Here is a 15,525-nt window from a genome sequence, read left to right on the forward strand (position 1 = left end):
GTATGTTCAGTTCATGGGGACCAGCAGCGGGATAGTCGTTAAGAACCTCGGTGTCCGAGTCTCCGAGCAGTGGCTCTTCCAAGGCCTGGACATGGTTGTCGAGCCCGGTGAAAGCGCCGCGATCATCGGGCCGAACGGCGTCGGCAAGTCCACCGTGCTGCGGTGCCTGTACGGCGTGCAGGAACCGCAGCACGGCACCGTTTCCGTGGCGGGCGCCGCGCCGGACGAGCGGGACGTCGAGTTCCGGCGCAAGGTGTCGGTCCTGCTCGACGACTCCGACTTCTTCGCCGAGCTGACCCCGATCCAGCACCTCGAGCTGCTGGCGGGCTCCTTCGGCATCAAGCTCGGCGACGTCGGCGAGCTGCTCGCGGACGCAGGGCTCGCCGAACGGGCCACGCTCACCGCCGGTCGGTTCTCCGCCGGGCAACGTCGTCGCCTGCTGCTCCTCGGCGCTACAGCCCGCCCGCACCAGGTCCTGCTGCTCGACGAACCCGAGCGCGCGCTCGACACCGAGGGCAAGGAGTGGCTGACCTCCCTGGTCACGCGGTCGACCAAGGCGGGCGCCGCCGTAGTGCTGGCGACCCACCATCCGGCGCTGCTCGACATCGTCGACTCCGTGGTGGAGTTCGCATGACGGTCACCGCCGCCGTGCGGGTACCCGGCAGGCGGCGGTTCGCTGGGCTGCTCTCCGGGGACACCCCTACGCTGCTGGCGCTGTTCGCGATCGCCATCCTCGTCAACGCCTTCGCCAACCTCGAGTGGTGGCGGCGTTTCCTCATTGGACAGTCCGCGGTGGACGCCAACGCGGCACTCGGTCTGCTGGTCGTCTGCTGCGCGTTGAGCTGGCGCGCGATGCTGCGGCGCGGGTTCGTCTGGGCCGAGCCTGCCGCGCTGACTTGGCTGGACTACACCGGCGCCGACCGCGTCCGCGTGATCGGCAAGCGGCTGTGGGCGGTGTGGCTGGGTGGGCTGATCGCCGTCGGTTACGCCGTCGCGCTGGTCGCTGCCGCTTCCGGGCTGACCCATCCGGTGTGGCTCGCGGCGGCCGGGTTGCTGGTCGGGAGTTCGGTGCTGTCGCTGGCCACGGTCCGGCGGGCGCCCGCGGCAGCGCGCGTCGAAGTAGCCGGGCCGATCCTGTTGGCGCTGGTCGGGGTTTTCATCGCCGTCGCGGGCCTCGCGCCGCAGTGGCTCATGGGTGCGGCTGCCGTTTTGCTGGTCGCCGGCTGTGTGCTGTGGGTCCGCTCGGGGACGCCGAACCGGCCGGCCATTGCCGCCGGAGTGCGCCGGGACGGCCTGGTCGACGGCTGGAACGAGAAGCTCGTCCGGTCGGTCGCGGTGACCTTCCTCGACCCGACCATGTTGTTTCCGGCCGCACACGCCGTCGGCGGGCACTCGCTCGCCAAGCCGACGACGTTGCGGTTCGCGGTGCTGGGTGTCCGCGGCCGCTCTCGATACTTCGGCGCCGCCGCGTTGCTGGCGATCGCCGTCAGCACCGCCCATGCCGCCCTGCCGGGGTTGCACAGCGTGGTGCTCGTCGCGATCGGCGGATACGCCGCGTTGATGCCCTTCGCCGGCGGCATCGGCGAGCTGTGGGGCAACGCGGGACGTCGTCGCTGGGTCGGCACGCCCGAGGTCGAGCTGCGCCTGGTCCACGCGCTGGTGCTGGCGGTTGTCGCGCTCGGCTGGGGGCTAGCGGTCGCGCTGGTGGACTGGATCCTGGGCACGCCAGTGGATGGGATCGCGTGGTTGGCGCTGCCGCTGGTGGTCGCGAGCGTGCTCCGGACGGCCGTGCGCCCGCCGCCGACCTTCGAGGACCTTGGCATCACCGACTCCCCGTTCGGCCAGCTCCCGACCCGGTTGATCAAGCAGTTCGTCCGCGGTCCGGACCTGGGGATCATCGGCCTGGTTGTGCTTTCGCTACTGCCGGTGACCAGCCCGGTGACCTGGCTTGTGCTGGCTGGGCTGATCGGCTGGTGCTTGATCAGGTAGTTCGTTCGAGCAGCTCTGAGCTTGCCTACGCACTAGGCTCCACGCAGCGAAGGGAGATCGAGTGGGCGGCGGACACGCACCGGGTACGGGACGTAGGGCGACCAGCGAATTTCCGCGCGGCTGGACGGACGAACAGATCATCGCGGTGATCAAGGACGTCGCCAACGATCCCGGCGAACCCCGGCGCCGCCAGTACAACGGACGCTGGCGCGCGGCGGGCGAACGCTACGGCGTCCAGGTCGTGGTGATCGTCGAGCAGGACGGCCAGGTCCACATCGCCTACCCGGTCGGCGGGGACGGCGTCGTCCGCAACCCGGACACCGCGCGCGACCCGGCGAACCCGACGGTCGCCGACCTGGCCAAGGGTCGGATCAGCTACTTCGTCGACGTCCTGCTCGACCAGCTCGCGAGCCGCTTGCCCGACGAAGACGTCGCCCACTACCGCGGGCTGCTGTGGGCGGGCGAGTGGGAAGAGCTCGTCGACACCCTCATCGCGCACCTCAGCGCGGCGCGGATTCCGCTGACCGTCGACGAATACGCCGACCTCGAACGCCTGTTGAACACCTACGACCTGCCGATGGCGGGGTACGCGTTCCTCAACGACCGCCCGCACATCCTCGCGCAGCTCAAGCCCTAAGACTCGTGAGCGTTCCGGCCGGTTCTAACCGGTCCAGCCACTCACGAGCTCTTTAGCTGGCGCGAGCGAGCGGCCCTGCTGTCACGGCCGCGAGGATAGCTTCCAGCGGAATCCCTACGGCTTCGGCGATGGCGGCGACGGTGAAGAACGCCGGTGTCGGGATGCGCCCGGTTTCGATCTTGCGCAGCGTCTCCACCGAGATCCCGGCAACCGCGGCCACTTCGACCATGCTGCGCGTGCCCCGCGCCTGCCTGAGCACCGCGCCCAGCCGCTCGCCGCGTTCACGCTCTTCGTCTGTCAACGGCACTCGCACCATGAGCCAATACTAATACCGGTGCCCCAGAGTTGTGCTCCAGAGTTGCGCACCGAGTTACCCACAACCTGTGGATAACCTTGTGCACAGGTTGTGACTCCTGGGGACAACGGGGCCCCGCCCGGAAAATCCGGACGGGGCCACAAGCGGTTGGGGTGTCAGGCGCCGGGAGGCACTGGAAGCGGCATTCCGGGCACAGTCTGGTCGTTCGGGACCTTCCCATCGATGAGGAAGTCCTCCACGATCTTGTCCACAGGCTTGTTGCCTGCCGCGTAGATTCCGTGATCGCCTTCGCCGGTCACCGTGATCATCCGCGAGTTGGCGAACGCGTGGTGGGCACGAGTGGCGCCCTCGATCGGCGTCGCCGGGTCGTGCTCGGACTGGACGATCAGCACCGGTGGCACACCGCGCCCGTCCAGTACTGGCAGTGGGGCCGGCGGGGTCTTCCAGAAGATGCACGGCTGGATGAGCCAGCCCGCGCCGAGCAGCGGCAACTGCTTGTCGATCAGCTTTTGCGACTGCTTGATGACACTGGCGCGGTTGCCCGTCCAGGGGCCCTCGTTGCAGGGGATCGACCAGAAGCTCGCGTCGTAGGCGTCACCGTCGACGGGCACCATCAGTGGTTGCGGACCGACCGCGGGCGTCACTGTGTTGGTGGCCTTGACCTGCTGCTTCGCGGCGAGCTTCTGCTGCTGCGACGCGCCGCCCTGGGTCAGCGTGTGGACGTTGGCCAGATACTTCGCCAGACCCGGGAACGCGGACTTCGCGTAGATCTGCGACGCGATGTATCCGTCGAACCCGTTGGCCGACAACGGCGAGCCGTCGACGTCGACCGGGTTCCGGGTCAGCGCGTAGCGGATCTGCTCGTAGGTCTGCCGCGCCGCTTCACCGGTGTTGCCGAAGTGGAACACGTTGTCGTACTTGCCCAGCCACGGCAGGAAGTCCTGCCGGAAGCGGCGCTCGAAGCCGAGCGGCTGCGTGTCGAACGACTTCTGCCAGGTCGTGGTGAACTCGGTGCTGGAGTCGAGCAGGAAGTGGCCGGTGCGGCTGGGGAACGCCTGCGCGTAGTGCGCGCCCATCCAGGTGCCCGCCGAGTAGCCGACCCAGTTGATCTTCTCGCGGCCGAGCAGCACCCGCAGCAGGTCGATGTCGTGCACGGTCTGGTCGGTGTTGATCAGTGGGCCGAGCTCGCCGGACTTCACCTGGCACGAGTTCGCCGCGTACTTCGTGGCGTCGAGGATCAGGTCGAGGTTGCCCTTGCTGCGGTCGCGTGGGTCGAGGTTGGCCCCGGTGCCGATTGCGCCGCCGCAGGTGATGTTGGTGCTCTTGCCGGTGCCGCGCGGGTCGAAGCCGACGACCTCCTGGCTGACCCGCAGCCGGGTCTGGTTGCGCAGCCGCGCCGGGAAGTTGCGGCCGGGCGCGCCGGGGCCGCCGGGGTTGACGATCACGCTGTCCGTCGCCTGGCCGGTCGCCTTGAGCCTGCTGACGGCGATCGTGAGGTCGATCTGTTCGCCGAGGCGGCCCCAGTCGCGCGGGGTGACATAGGTGGCGCACTCGATGCCCTCGGCGCCCTTAGGCGGCGGCGTGGGCAGTTCGGACGTCGTGCACCCGTGCCAGGCGAGTGCCTGACCGGCGTAACGCGCCGGGATGTTCGTCGAGTTCAGCGGCGCTTTCGCCGGCTGCCCGGCCATCGCGGGCGTGAACCCGGCCAACATGGTCCCGGCGATCACCGGGATCACCACCGCGTAGCGGAGTCGTTTCATGCGTATGCCCCTTGGGTGTTAGGTCGTTCCGGTTATTGTTAGCCGCTCCGGGCAACCGGGAGCAACCACCCTTAGTAGGCAAAACACCCATCCGTGTCCGTGTGTCGGGCAAGTGAACTGATCAAATCGATATCGGACACGCGTGACGTGACCCGACGGAAGTTCTAAGGTCAGCGGCACCGAAGCGTGTTACAGGAGTGTTAGGTGAGGTCGGATGTCATCTCGTAAGTCCAACGGGAAGGTGACGGGGTTCCAGTTCAGCCCGTGGAACCTGCTCCTGCTGGTCCCCCTGTTGATCCTGGTCACGCCGTTGTTCAACTTCGACAAACCCAGGCTCTTCGGCATGCCGTTCTTCTACTGGTTCCAGCTGGCCTTCGTCTTCGTCGGGGTGATCTGCGTCGGCATCGTTTACGTGATGACGAAGAAGGTCGGCATCAACCCTGGGCCGGACAAGCTGACGGTCGACGATCTCGACGAGAGGAACGCCCGGTGAACGAGACCCTCGCCGCCACCGTACCCGGCGTCGGTCTGCAGTGGACCGAGCTGATCATCTTCGTGGTCCTCTTCGGACTGGTGACCGTCCTCGGGTTCGTCGCCGCCCGCTGGAAGGCCGGCAACACCCTCGACCACCTCGACGAATGGGGCCTCGGCGGCCGCAAGTTCGGCTCGTGGATCACCTGGTTCCTGCTCGGCGGTGACCTCTATACGGCTTACACCTTCGTGGCCGTTCCCGCGCTCGTGTTCGGCGCCGGCGCGATCGGGTTCTACGCACTGCCGTACACGATCCTGGTCTACCCGATCGTGTTGCTGCCAGCCCTGCGAATGTGGTCGGTTTCGCGCGTCCGCGGTTACGTGACGCCCGCCGACTTCGTGCGGGCGCGGTTCGGCTCGCCCACGCTGGCGTTCCTGATCGCGATCACCGGCATCGTCGCGACCATGCCGTACATCGCGCTGCAGCTGGTCGGCCTGGAGTCGGTCCTGCGGACGATGGGCCTCAACGGCTCCGGCATCGCAGGCCACCTGCCGCTGCTGATCGCCTTCATCATCCTGGCGTTCTACACGTACAAGTCGGGCCTGCGCGCGCCCGCGCTGATCGCGTTCGTCAAGGACATCCTGATCTACATCGTCATCCTCGTCGCGATCATCTACCTGCCGATCCACCTCGGCGGCTGGTCGCACATCTTCGACGCGGCCGCGACGAAACTCGCAAAGGTCAATCCCACCACGCACGCGCCGGCGGGGTCGATCGTGCTCGGGCCGAACAACCAGCTGCAATACATCACCTTGGCGCTCGGTTCAGCGCTCGCGCTGTTCCTGTACCCGCACTCGCTGACCAGCGTGCTCGCGTCGCGCGGCCGCAACGTCATCAAGCGGAACATGGTCGCGCTGCCTGCCTACTCGTTCGTGCTGGGCCTGCTCGCGCTGCTCGGGTACGTCGCGATCGCCGCGACGAACAGCAGCACCGGCAAGGCGATCACGCCGATCACCAACGCCGCCACCGGCAAGCCGGACACGAACACGATCATCCCGGTCCTGTTCGACACGCAGTTCCCGTCCTGGTTTGCGGGAATCGCCTTCGCCGCGATCGGGATCGGCGCGCTCGTGCCGGCCGCGATCATGTCGATCGCCGCGGCGAACCTGTGGACACGCAACATCTACAAGGAGTACTTCAAGAAGAACGCCACCCCGGCGCAGGAAGCCAAGCAGGCCAAGCTGGCCTCGCTGGTCGTCAAGTTCGGCGCGGTCGCGTTCATCCTGTTCATCGACCCGCAGTTCTCCATCGACCTGCAGCTCATCGGCGGGGTGCTGATCCTGCAGACGCTGCCTGCCGTGGCGATCTCGCTGTACACGCGGTGGTTCCACCGCTGGGGCCTGGTCGCGGGCTGGGTCGTCGGCATGGGCTGGGGCCTGATCATGCTGTACGGCATCGGCAACCCGGCCAATGGAAAGCAGCACTTCGGCGGCTCGGCGCTCCCGCTCGGCAAACTGTCGATCTTCGGCTGGCACCCGTTCTCCGGCTCGCTGCTGCAGATCTACCCGGGCTTCGTAGCGTTGATCGCGAACCTCGTGGTCGCCGTCGTCGTCACGATCATCGCCCGCCGCGCGAAGGTCTTCAACGGCACCGACGACACCAACCCCGAGGACTACCACGTCGACGAAGACGACAAGGACCTCCGTCCCATCGGCATCCACTAGGGCTCTGCCTCCGAGTGTGAGGGCTAGCGTGGGAACCATGACTGAACCCGTGAGCCGGTTCCCCGTGGTGGAACCGGAAGACCTGCCGGCGGACCTGCGGGAGCGCGTCGACGAGATCGCCGGCAAGTCCGGTTTCGTGCCCAACATCTTCCGCGCGCTGGGACATCGGCCCGCCGAGCTGCGGGCGTTCCTCGACTACCACGACGCCGTCATGGAACACCCCGACGGACTGTCGAAGGCCGAGCGCGAGCTCGTTGTGGTCGCCACCTCCGGCGCGAACCACTGCACCTACTGCATCGTGGCGCACGGCGCGATCCTGCGCGTCCGCGCGAAGGACGCCGAACTGGCGGACAGGGTGTCCAGCAACCCGTGGCAGGTCGAGTTGGACGAGCGCGGCCGCGCGATCATCGACCTCGCGCTCGCGCTTTCGCACGACTCCGCCGCGTTCGGCGATCCGGACCTCGAAGCCGCGCGCGAAGCCGGGCTCACCGAGGAAGAGATCTGGGACGTCGGAGCCGTCACCGCGCTGTTCGCGATGTCGAACCGGCTCGCGCACCTGACGGCGTTGCGGCCGAACCCGGAGTTCTACCTGATGGGCAGGCTCCCCCGGGAACGCTAAAACCGTTCGCCTCGCGCATTCCTTGCTTGCTAACGTAATCGAGCACTCCCGGTGCGAAGCCCCACAGCTACTTCCTCACACGAAACGACGCTGCAGGGCGGAAATGATCTCGGGAGCCACGGATTTCAGCAGTGCCCGGTGCGCAGGCGAGGGTTACTTCCACTGGTAATGGGCAGTCACGGGTTCGAGTCCCGTCCGGACTTCGGGTTCGGTAGCTCAGTACCTTCACCGACTTCGATCTCGGGCCACTGCTGAATTCGCGTGCTCCCCCTTTGGGGGCACCAGAAATGAGCAAGTTCAACGTCCGCGCGGCCAAGCCGGCCGCCTTCTCTCCGGTCACCACCGAGCGCGTTCCCAGCGGCGTCAACCACGAGGGTGGGCCCGGCTATGCCCGCGACGCGAAGTCTGAGCTCTTCCTGCTCGCGGTGTCCAACATGGTGGGAGAGCAGACTTTCTACGAGTCAGTCGGCGAACGCGACACGCGCTACGCCGAGCTCGTCCGCGAAGCGACGCTCGCCGATCCCGAGTGGACGTCCCGTTTCCTCGTCTGGCTTCGCACCGACGCGAACATGCGGTCCGCTTCGCTTGTCGGCGCGGCAGAGTTCGCGAAGGCGCGTCGTGACGCAGGACTCGACGGCATGTCACGTCAGGTCGTCGACTCCGTCCTTCAGCGTGCGGACGAGCCTGGCGAACTGCTCGCGTACTGGATTTCTGTGCACGGCAAAGTCGTTCCGAAGCCGGTGAAGCGCGGCGTCGCCGACGCGGCCGTCCGGCTGTACGACGAGCGCTCTTCGGTGAAGTGGGATTCGGCTGCCGCCGGTTTCCGGTTCGCCGACGTCCTCGAGCTGACTCACCCGGTGAAGCGTGCCGACTGGCAGGGCGACCTGTTCCAGCACGTCCTCGGCGAGCGGCACAAGCGTGGCAACGACATTCCCGGATCTCTCGGGATCCTGCGCGCTCGTGCCGAGCTGATGGCTTGGGACGTCGAGCAGCGGCGCGAGCTGTTCACGCGCGGCGACGCGGTGTCCGACACCCTGCGCCAGGCGGGGATGACGTGGGAGTCGGTCGCGGGCTGGCTGCAGGGGCCGTTGGACGCCGCGGTGTGGGAGGCGCTGATCCCGACCATGGGTTACATGGCTCAACTCCGGAACCTCAGGAACTTCGACGAGGCCGGCGTGTCCGACGTCGTCGCGGAACGTGTCGCGGCGCGGCTCGCCGACCCCGAGCAGGTTGCGAAGTCCCGTCAGTTCCCGTTCCGGTTCCTGTCCGCCTACGAGCAGGCACCTTCGCTGCGGTGGAGCCACGCGCTGGACACGGCGCTTGGCCATCCGCTGCGGAACCTGCCCGCGCTGCCTGGTCGCTCGCTGATCCTCGTCGACACTTCGGGGTCGATGACCTCGACCTACTCGGCGCGTTCCAAGGTCACACCAGCGAAGGCCGCGGCCGTGTTCGGTGTCGCGCTCGGTGCGAAGGGCGAGCAGGTCGACGTCGTCGGCTTCGCGAGCGGCACGTTCCGCCACCGCATCCGCAAGGGCGCGTCGGTGATCCGCGAGGTCGAGAACTTCATCGGCCGTATCGGTGAAGTCGGCCACGGCACGGACATCGTGGGCTCGCTGCGCAAGACCTACCGCCGGCACGACCGCGTGTTCATCATTTCGGACATGCAGACCATCGGCGGGCCGTACGGCACCGGCATCGACGACGTCGTCCCGCACAACGTCCCGGTGTACGGGTTCAACCTGGGTGGCTACCAGCGCGGCGCGTTCGCGACCGGTGGCGCCCGCCGGCACGAGTTCGGCGGGCTGACGGACGCGACGTTCCGCATGGTGCCGCTGCTGGAAGACGGCCGGAGCGCGAGCTGGCCGTTCTGAGCTGCTGGGTGTCCGTCCGCCGAAACTGGGCGGACACCCGGTTTTTAGAGGTCGTAGGCCACCGGATGCCGTGGCTGGTAGAGCCCCAACTCGGCTCCGCTCGGCAGCTTGATCGACGCCAGCAGCCCCCAGCCCGCATTCGTGACCGCCCCCACGACCTCGACGCCTTTTCCGGTCAGCTCCGCGAGCGTGGTCTCGATGTCGTCGCACATCAGGTAGAACCCGTGCTGCTGCTGGGGTTCGCCGCTTGCCGGATGTACTCCGAGCTCGGCTGGTGGGAGCTGGAAGATCAGCCAGCCGTCACCGGCGTCGACGTGCGCGAACCCGAGCACGTCGCGAAGGAAGCCCCGATCGGCCTCCGCGTCTTGGCTGTAGATGACCACATGCGAACCGTTGATCACGATTGCTCCTTCAGTACCGGTAGTACGTCTCCGGCAGGTCCCGCCCGCGTGGGAACTTGCCGGCGAGTGCGCTGAACAGGTCGCCGAGCCGTCGCATCGGGCGGGTCCAGATCCTCGGTGCCGGGCCGTAGTGGCGCGGGTCTTTGTGCGGGGTGAACCTTTCGCCGGTCAGCACGGCGACGTCGTGGCCGCGCGGGCAGTGGCCGGAGACCGAGATCATCCCGGGGGCCAGGTTCTCGACCCAGTCCACTTCGTCGACGCCGAGCAGCATCCGGCGGTCGCAGACAGGACAGTAGACGCCAAACACGGCGTCACAGCTCCCGTCGCCAGGTCTGGCCGACGAGGTCGTGCCCGAAAGCGCGCCGGGGTTCGGCCGCGACGAGCCGGAACCCGGCGCGCTCGTAGATCGACCGCGCGGCGGTGAGCAGGTCGACAGTCCACAGCTCGATCGCGGAGTAGCCGCTCGAACCGGCGAACTCGAGGCATTCGGCGACGAGCCGTTTGCCGACGCCGAAGCCGCGAGCGGTCGGCTCGACGATGAGCAGCCGCAGCTTCGCGGTGTCCGGATCGGGGCCGGGCATGCAGAACACGCTGCCGGCCCGTTCGCCGTCCACTTCGGCGATCCACCCGGCCTGACGCGCGGTGTCCTTGCTGTCGACGAAGTCGGCGGCGATTCGGGCGACCATCGCTTCGAAGCTTTCGTCCCAGCCGTACTCACGCGCGTAGAGCACGCCGTGGCGATGCACGATCCAGCCGAGGTCGCCGGCGCGCGGCGGCCGCAACACGAGCGCGGGATCGGCGCCGCGCTCGCCGACGAGATCGGAGATCGTGCCCATCGCGCCGAGCAGCCGCCGTTGCTCGGTTTCGTCGAACCGCTGCAGCAACGAGCCGATCTGCGTGGTCGACCGGTTGTTGAGCAGGGTGAACGCCGACTTACCCGCGTCGGTCAGCCGCACCACCTGGCAGCGGGCGTCGCTGTCGAGGCGGTCGCGGATCAGCAGTCCGCGTGATTCGAGCTTGCCGAGCAGCCTGCTGGCATACCCGCCGTCGAGGTCGAGGCGTTTGCGCAGGTCGGAGACGAGTGTGGAGGCGCGTTGGGACAGCTCGAACAGGACGCGCGCTTCGCTGAGCGAGTACTCGGCGTCCGCCGCCGGTCCCTCGTCGAGTACCCCGATGACACCCGTGTACAGGCGATTGAAAGCGCGGACCTGGGCTACCCGCTCGGCCAGTAACGCGTCGTTCATTGACCACCTCAACAAACTCGTTGACGAGGTCAAGCATTACCCCGGAGCGCGGCGATGGCAAGGAATTTCCGAGGGGATGGTCCAGCATTCGGACAAATGGAAACCCCGTGATGCTGCCAGGTCGGGGGTCCGCCAGCATCACGGGGTCATAAGAGGTATCGACGCTGGCTTTCGCCGCGTTACACCTCGGGTACTTTGTGTTCTATATCACCCTTTCGGGTGCACTTTTGGGCGTTCGGGTCGAACCGCGTTCAGGTTAGCGCGGGAGGCTCTGGCGGGCCTGCGCGATCGCCAGCAGCTCGTGGCGAACGGTCGAGGTAGCCGCGGTGTCGATCGCGCGGTTGAGGGCACGCTGGGTGCGAGCCTCTGCGCGGCGGGCACGGAACTTGGCGGCGAAGTTGTTCATCGGTACTGCATCCCCTTTGGAAGTGCTCGGTGGCTTATGAGTCAAGTATGCACCTTTTTTCACAAGGATGCCAACGATTGTCCGGTGATCTGGCACACCAGCCGATGAATCATCGGAAGATCTGCGTTAAATCCGGCTAAACCTCGTGTTCTCGGTCACTTCTGGCTAACGGCCGGGAATATCGAACCCTCCATACCGCTCTCTAGATCTGGTGCTAGAGAGCGGTATGGACGACGAGACGCTCGTGTGCGTTGCAGGCGGTTAGAACCGGCCGGGCCACTCACGAGACCAGGTGCTTAGTCCTCGTTCCGGCTCAGCAGGTAGTGGCCGAAGTGGGGCACGGTGAAGGCGATGTGGCCGCGCTCGGCCGAGTAGACCAGGCCCTTCTTCATCAGGCTGTCCCTGGCCGGCGAGAGCGACGACGGCTTGCGGCCCAGGTAGACGGCGACGTCCGCGGTGCCGGCGGATTCGTCGCGGCCCTGCGTCAGTTCGGCCATTCCCAACAGGTACTCGCGCTCTGCCGGCGTCGCGCGTTCGTAGCGGGAGCCGAAGAAGCCGACGGCGAGTTCGGACTCGGCCTCTGGCGCCGCGACCTGGACGTCTTTGACGGTGATCGGGTCGGCGGGGGCGGCGTCCCAGGCCGCCTTGCCGTAGGCCTGGATGAAATACGGGTAGCCGCCGGAAGCGTCGAACAGGGCGTCCAGTGCCTCTGGCTCGATGCCGGCGTCTTCGCGTTCGATCGGGGCCATGACCGCGAAGTCCGCGTCCTCGCGCTCGAGCCTGTCGATGCGGGCGTAGCGGAAGAGCCGTTCCGAATAGGACTTCGACGCCGACAGCACGGCCGGGACGTGCGGAAGACCGGCGCCGACGACCACGAGCGGCGCGCCCGACTGGGACAGCTCGTGACAGGCCGCGCACAACGCCGAGACGTCCTCGGGCAGCAGATCCTGGATCTCGTCGATCAGGATCGCGACGCCGGTGCCGACGTCCGCGGCCAGTTCGGCGACTTCGGTGAACAGCTCCACCAGGTCGATCTCGATGTCGCCGGAATCCGCGCGGCCCTGTGCGGCGGGTACGTCGATGCCGGGCTGCCAGCGGTCGCGCAGCTTCGCGTCCGGCTTGTTGGCGCGCAGCGCAAACGCTTTCAACACGGCCAACACCTCGTCGACCCGGTCCGGCGCACGATGGCGCACGGCGAGGTCGCGGATGGCTCGGTGCAGCGCCGCGGACAGCGGACGCCGCAGTTCGACGTCCGGGCGGGCTTCGATCTTGCCCGCGCCCCAGCCGTGCTTGACGGCCATCGAGCGCAGCTCGCCGAGGAGGACGGTCTTGCCGACCCCGCGCAGTCCGGTGAGCATCAGGCTGCGTTCAGGGCGCCCCCTCGCGACTCGTTCGAGGACGATTTCGAAGGCTTTGAGCTCGCGTTCGCGTCCGGCGAGCTCGGGCGGCCGCTGACCGGCGCCCGGGGCGAAGGGGTTGCGGATGGGGTCCACTCTGCCAAGCTATCGACGTTTCTAGCGCCATTCCGATATTCGGCGATAAACGACTAGGCGTGTCGAGTGAACCAGGTGAGCTGGTCCCGGCCGCATCGAGCGCTTTATACTTCTCTCTAGCCTCGTCTCTAGAGAGTCGGATAGAGGGCTAGGGGGTTGAGCTGCCCCGGGAACGGGCAATCTGGGCGTACCTTCGATTTCACCGGCCCGGTTCGCTCAGGAAGGCTATGACCGTGATTCTCCGTCGAGTGGCGCGTCCACTATTGGCTTCGATCTTCATCTTCGGCGGGATCAACGCCCTCCGCGACTCTGCCGCCCACGCGAAGGCCGCCGGACCGTTCCTCGATTCGACGCTCGGCAAGCTCGATGACGTGCTGCCTGACGCTGTCCCGCGTGACCCGGTCACGCTGGTGAGGATCGATGCCGCGGTGAAGGTGGGTGCCGGGCTGGCGCTGGCCACCGGTAAGGCGCCTCGGTTCGCTTCGCTGCTTCTGCTGGGCAGCCTCGTCCCGACAACGTTGGCGACGCACCGGTTCTGGGACGTCAAGGAGCCTGGTGAGCGTCAGGCTCAGACGGCCCAGTTCATCAAGAACGCCAGCATCGCGGGCGGTCTGCTGATCGCGTCCGGGGACACCGCGGGCAAGCCGTCGCTTGCCTGGCGTACTCGCCGGGCAGCGAAGAGGGCGGGCAAGCAGGCCGAAAAGGTCGGCAAGCGCGCCGAAAAAGCCCTCCCCACCTAGGAACTCACCACGCAACTCGTCGCCGACTTGTCCTCGCAAGTCGGCGGTGAGTGTGGTTTATCGGCTGGCGACCCGCTTGTAGCGGGCGGTGGCCAGCGGGGCGAAGATCGCGATGATCGCGACGCAGCACAGGACCGAGTACAGCGCCGCGTGTTCGGCGGGCCAGCCCGTCGGGGCCGCGCCGAACTTGTTGCCGAACAGTTCGCGCGCGGCGTTGATCACCGCGGTGAACGGGTTCCAGTCGGCGATCGCCTTCAGGAACGGCGGCAGCTTGTCCGAGGGCACGAACGCCGACGAGATGAAGCTCAGCGGGAACATCCAGATCAGCCCGGCGCTCTGCGCGACCTCGACACTGCGGGCCAGCAGCCCGATCAGCGCGCCGACCCAGGACAGCGCCCAGGCGAACATGAGCATCACCAGGTAGCCGAGCACCGCGTCCAGGAAACTGCCCCGGATGCGCCAGCCGACGATCAGCCCGCACAACGACATCACGATCAGCGCGACCACGCTGATCAGCAGGTCCGACGTGGTGCGGCCGAGAATCACCGCGAGCCGGGAGATCGGCAGCGACCGGAACCGGTCGATGATGCCCTTCTGCAGGTCGTTCGCGAACCCGATAACGGTGAACGCCGAGTTGAACGCGACGGTCTGGGCGAAGATGCCGGCGATCAGGAACTCGCGGTACGCGGCGCCGCCGGACGCGCCCCCGATCGCGTTGCCGAAGACGTACGCGAACAGCAGCACGAACATGATCGGCTGGATCGTCGCGGCCATCAGCCAGTCCGGGTTGCGCTGGACGTTCTTCAGGTTCCGCCAGGTGATCACGCCACCGTCGGAGAACCCCTTGAGGATCGCGTTCACGCTTCCACGCCCTTTGCTTCGCTCGTATGCCCGGTCAAGGAAAGGAACACGTCGTCCAGGGTCGGCCGGTGCAGCCCGATGTCGAGCACGGTCACGTCGCGCGCGTCGAGCTGGCGCAGCGCCTCGATCAACGCCTTGGTGCCGCCGTCGACCAGCACGTCGACGGTCCTGGTGTGCTCCTCGACGGTCGGCTTGTCGATACCGACCTCGGTGAGGACCTCGACGGTGGCCTGGAGGTCCGCGGGCGAAGCCACCACGAGCTCCAGGCGTTCGCCGCCGATCTGGGCCTTGAGCACGTCCGCGGTGCCGCGGGCGATGACCTTGCCCTTGTCGATCACCACGATGGTGTCGGCCAGCTGGTCGGCCTCTTCGAGATACTGTGTGGTGAGCAGCACGGTGGTGCCGTCGGAGACAAGCTCCCTGATCACCTGCCAGGTGTCGATGCGGCCGCCCGGGTCGAGGCCGGTCGTGGGCTCGTCGAGGATGACGACCGTCGGCTCGGCGACGAGCGCGCCGGCCAGGTCGAGACGGCGCCGCATGCCGCCCGAGTACCCCTTCGCGGGCCTGTCTGCCGCGTCGTCCAGCCGGAACCGGGACAGCAGTTCACGCGCGCGGGTTTTCGCCGCGGCCTTCTTCTTCCCATACAGCCTGCCGACCATGTACAGGTTCTCGAACCCGGTCAGGTTCTCGTCGACGGCCGCGTACTGCCCGGATAACCCGATCGAGCGACGCACCGCATCCGGATCGGTCAGCACGTTGTGCCCGGCGACCGACGCCTCGCCGGAGTCCGGCTTCAGCAACGTCGTCAGAATGCGGACCATCGTCGTCTTGCCCGCGCCGTTGGGCCCGAGCAGCCCGAGCACCTCGCCGGCCGGGATCTCGAGATCGACCCCGTCCAGGGCTTTGGTTGCCCCATAGGTCTTTACCAGCGCTTTCGCGCTTACCGCTACCCCAGTCGCCATGTGCACAGGCTAACGGCGACCCCCGACAAA

Annotated in this window: 17 protein-coding genes and 1 tRNA gene; 9 read left to right on the forward strand and 9 right to left on the reverse strand. The window is 67.3% G+C overall.

The features are described 5' to 3' along the window. Positions 1 to 13: 13 nt before the first annotated feature. From JWQ81_RS27115 to JWQ81_RS27125, 3 genes are all read left to right on the forward strand, one after another. Positions 14 to 634, forward strand: a complete 621-nt coding sequence (locus JWQ81_RS27115) for an ATP-binding cassette domain-containing protein (protein WP_297545843.1) — start codon at positions 14 to 16, stop codon at positions 632 to 634. Further along, positions 631 to 1,989: a hypothetical protein gene (locus JWQ81_RS27120; RefSeq protein ID WP_297545845.1), complete on the forward strand. Its 1,359-nt coding sequence runs from the start codon at positions 631 to 633 to the stop codon at positions 1,987 to 1,989. Before JWQ81_RS27115 ends, JWQ81_RS27120 begins: the two co-directional genes overlap by 4 nt. A 61-nt stretch (positions 1,990 to 2,050) precedes the next feature. Next, a complete protein-coding gene (locus tag JWQ81_RS27125; RefSeq protein ID WP_297545847.1) occupies positions 2,051 to 2,626 on the forward strand; it encodes an EndoU domain-containing protein in 576 nt (191 codons plus the stop codon). Between the two features lie 52 nt (positions 2,627 to 2,678). Here the strand turns inward: JWQ81_RS27125 and JWQ81_RS27130 are convergent, their stop codons facing one another. Together JWQ81_RS27130 and JWQ81_RS27135 are read right to left on the reverse strand one after the other, a co-directional pair. Further along, positions 2,679 to 2,942 carry a helix-turn-helix transcriptional regulator gene (locus tag JWQ81_RS27130; RefSeq protein WP_297545849.1) on the reverse strand — a complete coding sequence of 88 codons (264 nt, stop codon included), beginning with the start codon at positions 2,940 to 2,942 and terminating at the stop codon, positions 2,679 to 2,681. Between the two features lie 155 nt (positions 2,943 to 3,097). Next, positions 3,098 to 4,702 (reverse strand): alpha/beta hydrolase, encoded by a 1,605-nt coding sequence (locus JWQ81_RS27135; RefSeq protein WP_297545851.1) that lies wholly within the window; start codon positions 4,700 to 4,702, stop codon positions 3,098 to 3,100. 214 nt (positions 4,703 to 4,916) lie between these two features. On the opposite strand from JWQ81_RS27135, the gene JWQ81_RS27140 reads away from it, so the two are divergent. The 5 genes from JWQ81_RS27140 to JWQ81_RS27160 all read left to right on the forward strand — a co-directional run bounded on the left by JWQ81_RS27140 (position 4,917) and on the right by JWQ81_RS27160 (position 9,388). After that, complete coding sequence (locus JWQ81_RS27140) at positions 4,917 to 5,195, forward strand: DUF3311 domain-containing protein (RefSeq protein WP_297545853.1); 279 nt, start codon at positions 4,917 to 4,919, stop codon at positions 5,193 to 5,195. Further along, positions 5,192 to 6,898 carry a monocarboxylate uptake permease MctP gene (gene mctP / locus JWQ81_RS27145; protein WP_297545855.1) on the forward strand — a complete coding sequence of 569 codons (1,707 nt, stop codon included), beginning with the start codon at positions 5,192 to 5,194 and terminating at the stop codon, positions 6,896 to 6,898. The genes JWQ81_RS27140 and mctP overlap by 4 nt, the downstream gene beginning before the upstream one ends. Before the next feature lie 37 nt (positions 6,899 to 6,935). Next, positions 6,936 to 7,517 (forward strand): peroxidase-related enzyme, encoded by a 582-nt coding sequence (locus JWQ81_RS27150; RefSeq protein WP_297545857.1) that lies wholly within the window; start codon positions 6,936 to 6,938, stop codon positions 7,515 to 7,517. A 130-nt stretch (positions 7,518 to 7,647) separates the two neighbouring features. Further along, positions 7,648 to 7,720: transfer RNA gene (locus JWQ81_RS27155), tRNA-OTHER, on the forward strand. Positions 7,721 to 7,804: 84 nt separating this feature from the next. Next, positions 7,805 to 9,388, forward strand: a complete 1,584-nt coding sequence (locus JWQ81_RS27160) for a TROVE domain-containing protein (RefSeq protein WP_297545859.1) — start codon at positions 7,805 to 7,807, stop codon at positions 9,386 to 9,388. A 44-nt stretch (positions 9,389 to 9,432) separates the two neighbouring features. Here JWQ81_RS27160 and JWQ81_RS27165 read toward each other — a convergent pair whose 3' ends face one another. The 5 genes from JWQ81_RS27165 to JWQ81_RS27185 form a co-directional block, all read right to left on the reverse strand. Next, positions 9,433 to 9,789 (reverse strand): VOC family protein, encoded by a 357-nt coding sequence (locus JWQ81_RS27165; RefSeq protein ID WP_297545861.1) that lies wholly within the window; start codon positions 9,787 to 9,789, stop codon positions 9,433 to 9,435. A gap of 10 nt (positions 9,790 to 9,799) precedes the next feature. Beyond that, complete coding sequence (locus JWQ81_RS27170; RefSeq protein ID WP_297545862.1) at positions 9,800 to 10,096, reverse strand: hypothetical protein; 297 nt, start codon at positions 10,094 to 10,096, stop codon at positions 9,800 to 9,802. Positions 10,097 to 10,100: 4 nt separating this feature from the next. Further along, the gene (locus tag JWQ81_RS27175; protein WP_297545864.1) at positions 10,101 to 11,033 is read right to left on the reverse strand and encodes a helix-turn-helix domain-containing GNAT family N-acetyltransferase; all 933 of its coding nucleotides are present in this window, start codon (positions 11,031 to 11,033) and stop codon (positions 10,101 to 10,103) included. 256 nt (positions 11,034 to 11,289) lie between these two features. After that, positions 11,290 to 11,439, reverse strand: coding sequence for a hypothetical protein (locus JWQ81_RS27180; protein ID WP_297545866.1), 150 nt, complete (start codon positions 11,437 to 11,439; stop codon positions 11,290 to 11,292). Between the two features lie 296 nt (positions 11,440 to 11,735). Then, a complete protein-coding gene (locus JWQ81_RS27185) occupies positions 11,736 to 12,932 on the reverse strand; it encodes an ATP-binding protein (protein WP_297545868.1) in 1,197 nt (398 codons plus the stop codon). Positions 12,933 to 13,159: 227 nt separating this feature from the next. Between JWQ81_RS27185 and JWQ81_RS27190 the strand changes: the two genes are divergently transcribed. Continuing rightward, positions 13,160 to 13,672 carry a DoxX family protein gene (locus JWQ81_RS27190; RefSeq protein ID WP_297545870.1) on the forward strand — a complete coding sequence of 171 codons (513 nt, stop codon included), beginning with the start codon at positions 13,160 to 13,162 and terminating at the stop codon, positions 13,670 to 13,672. A 57-nt stretch (positions 13,673 to 13,729) separates the two neighbouring features. On the opposite strand, the gene JWQ81_RS27195 is transcribed toward JWQ81_RS27190, so the two are convergent. Together JWQ81_RS27195 and JWQ81_RS27200 are read right to left on the reverse strand one after the other, a co-directional pair. Continuing rightward, the gene (locus tag JWQ81_RS27195; protein WP_297545873.1) at positions 13,730 to 14,533 is read right to left on the reverse strand and encodes an ABC transporter permease; all 804 of its coding nucleotides are present in this window, start codon (positions 14,531 to 14,533) and stop codon (positions 13,730 to 13,732) included. Beyond that, positions 14,530 to 15,495: an ATP-binding cassette domain-containing protein gene (locus JWQ81_RS27200; RefSeq protein WP_297545875.1), complete on the reverse strand. Its 966-nt coding sequence runs from the start codon at positions 15,493 to 15,495 to the stop codon at positions 14,530 to 14,532. Before JWQ81_RS27200 ends, JWQ81_RS27195 begins: the two co-directional genes overlap by 4 nt. Positions 15,496 to 15,525 lie beyond the last annotated feature (30 nt).

It is taken from the genome of Amycolatopsis sp. (assembly GCF_025464955.1).
In the GTDB taxonomy this organism is placed as follows: domain Bacteria; phylum Actinomycetota; class Actinomycetes; order Mycobacteriales; family Pseudonocardiaceae; genus Amycolatopsis.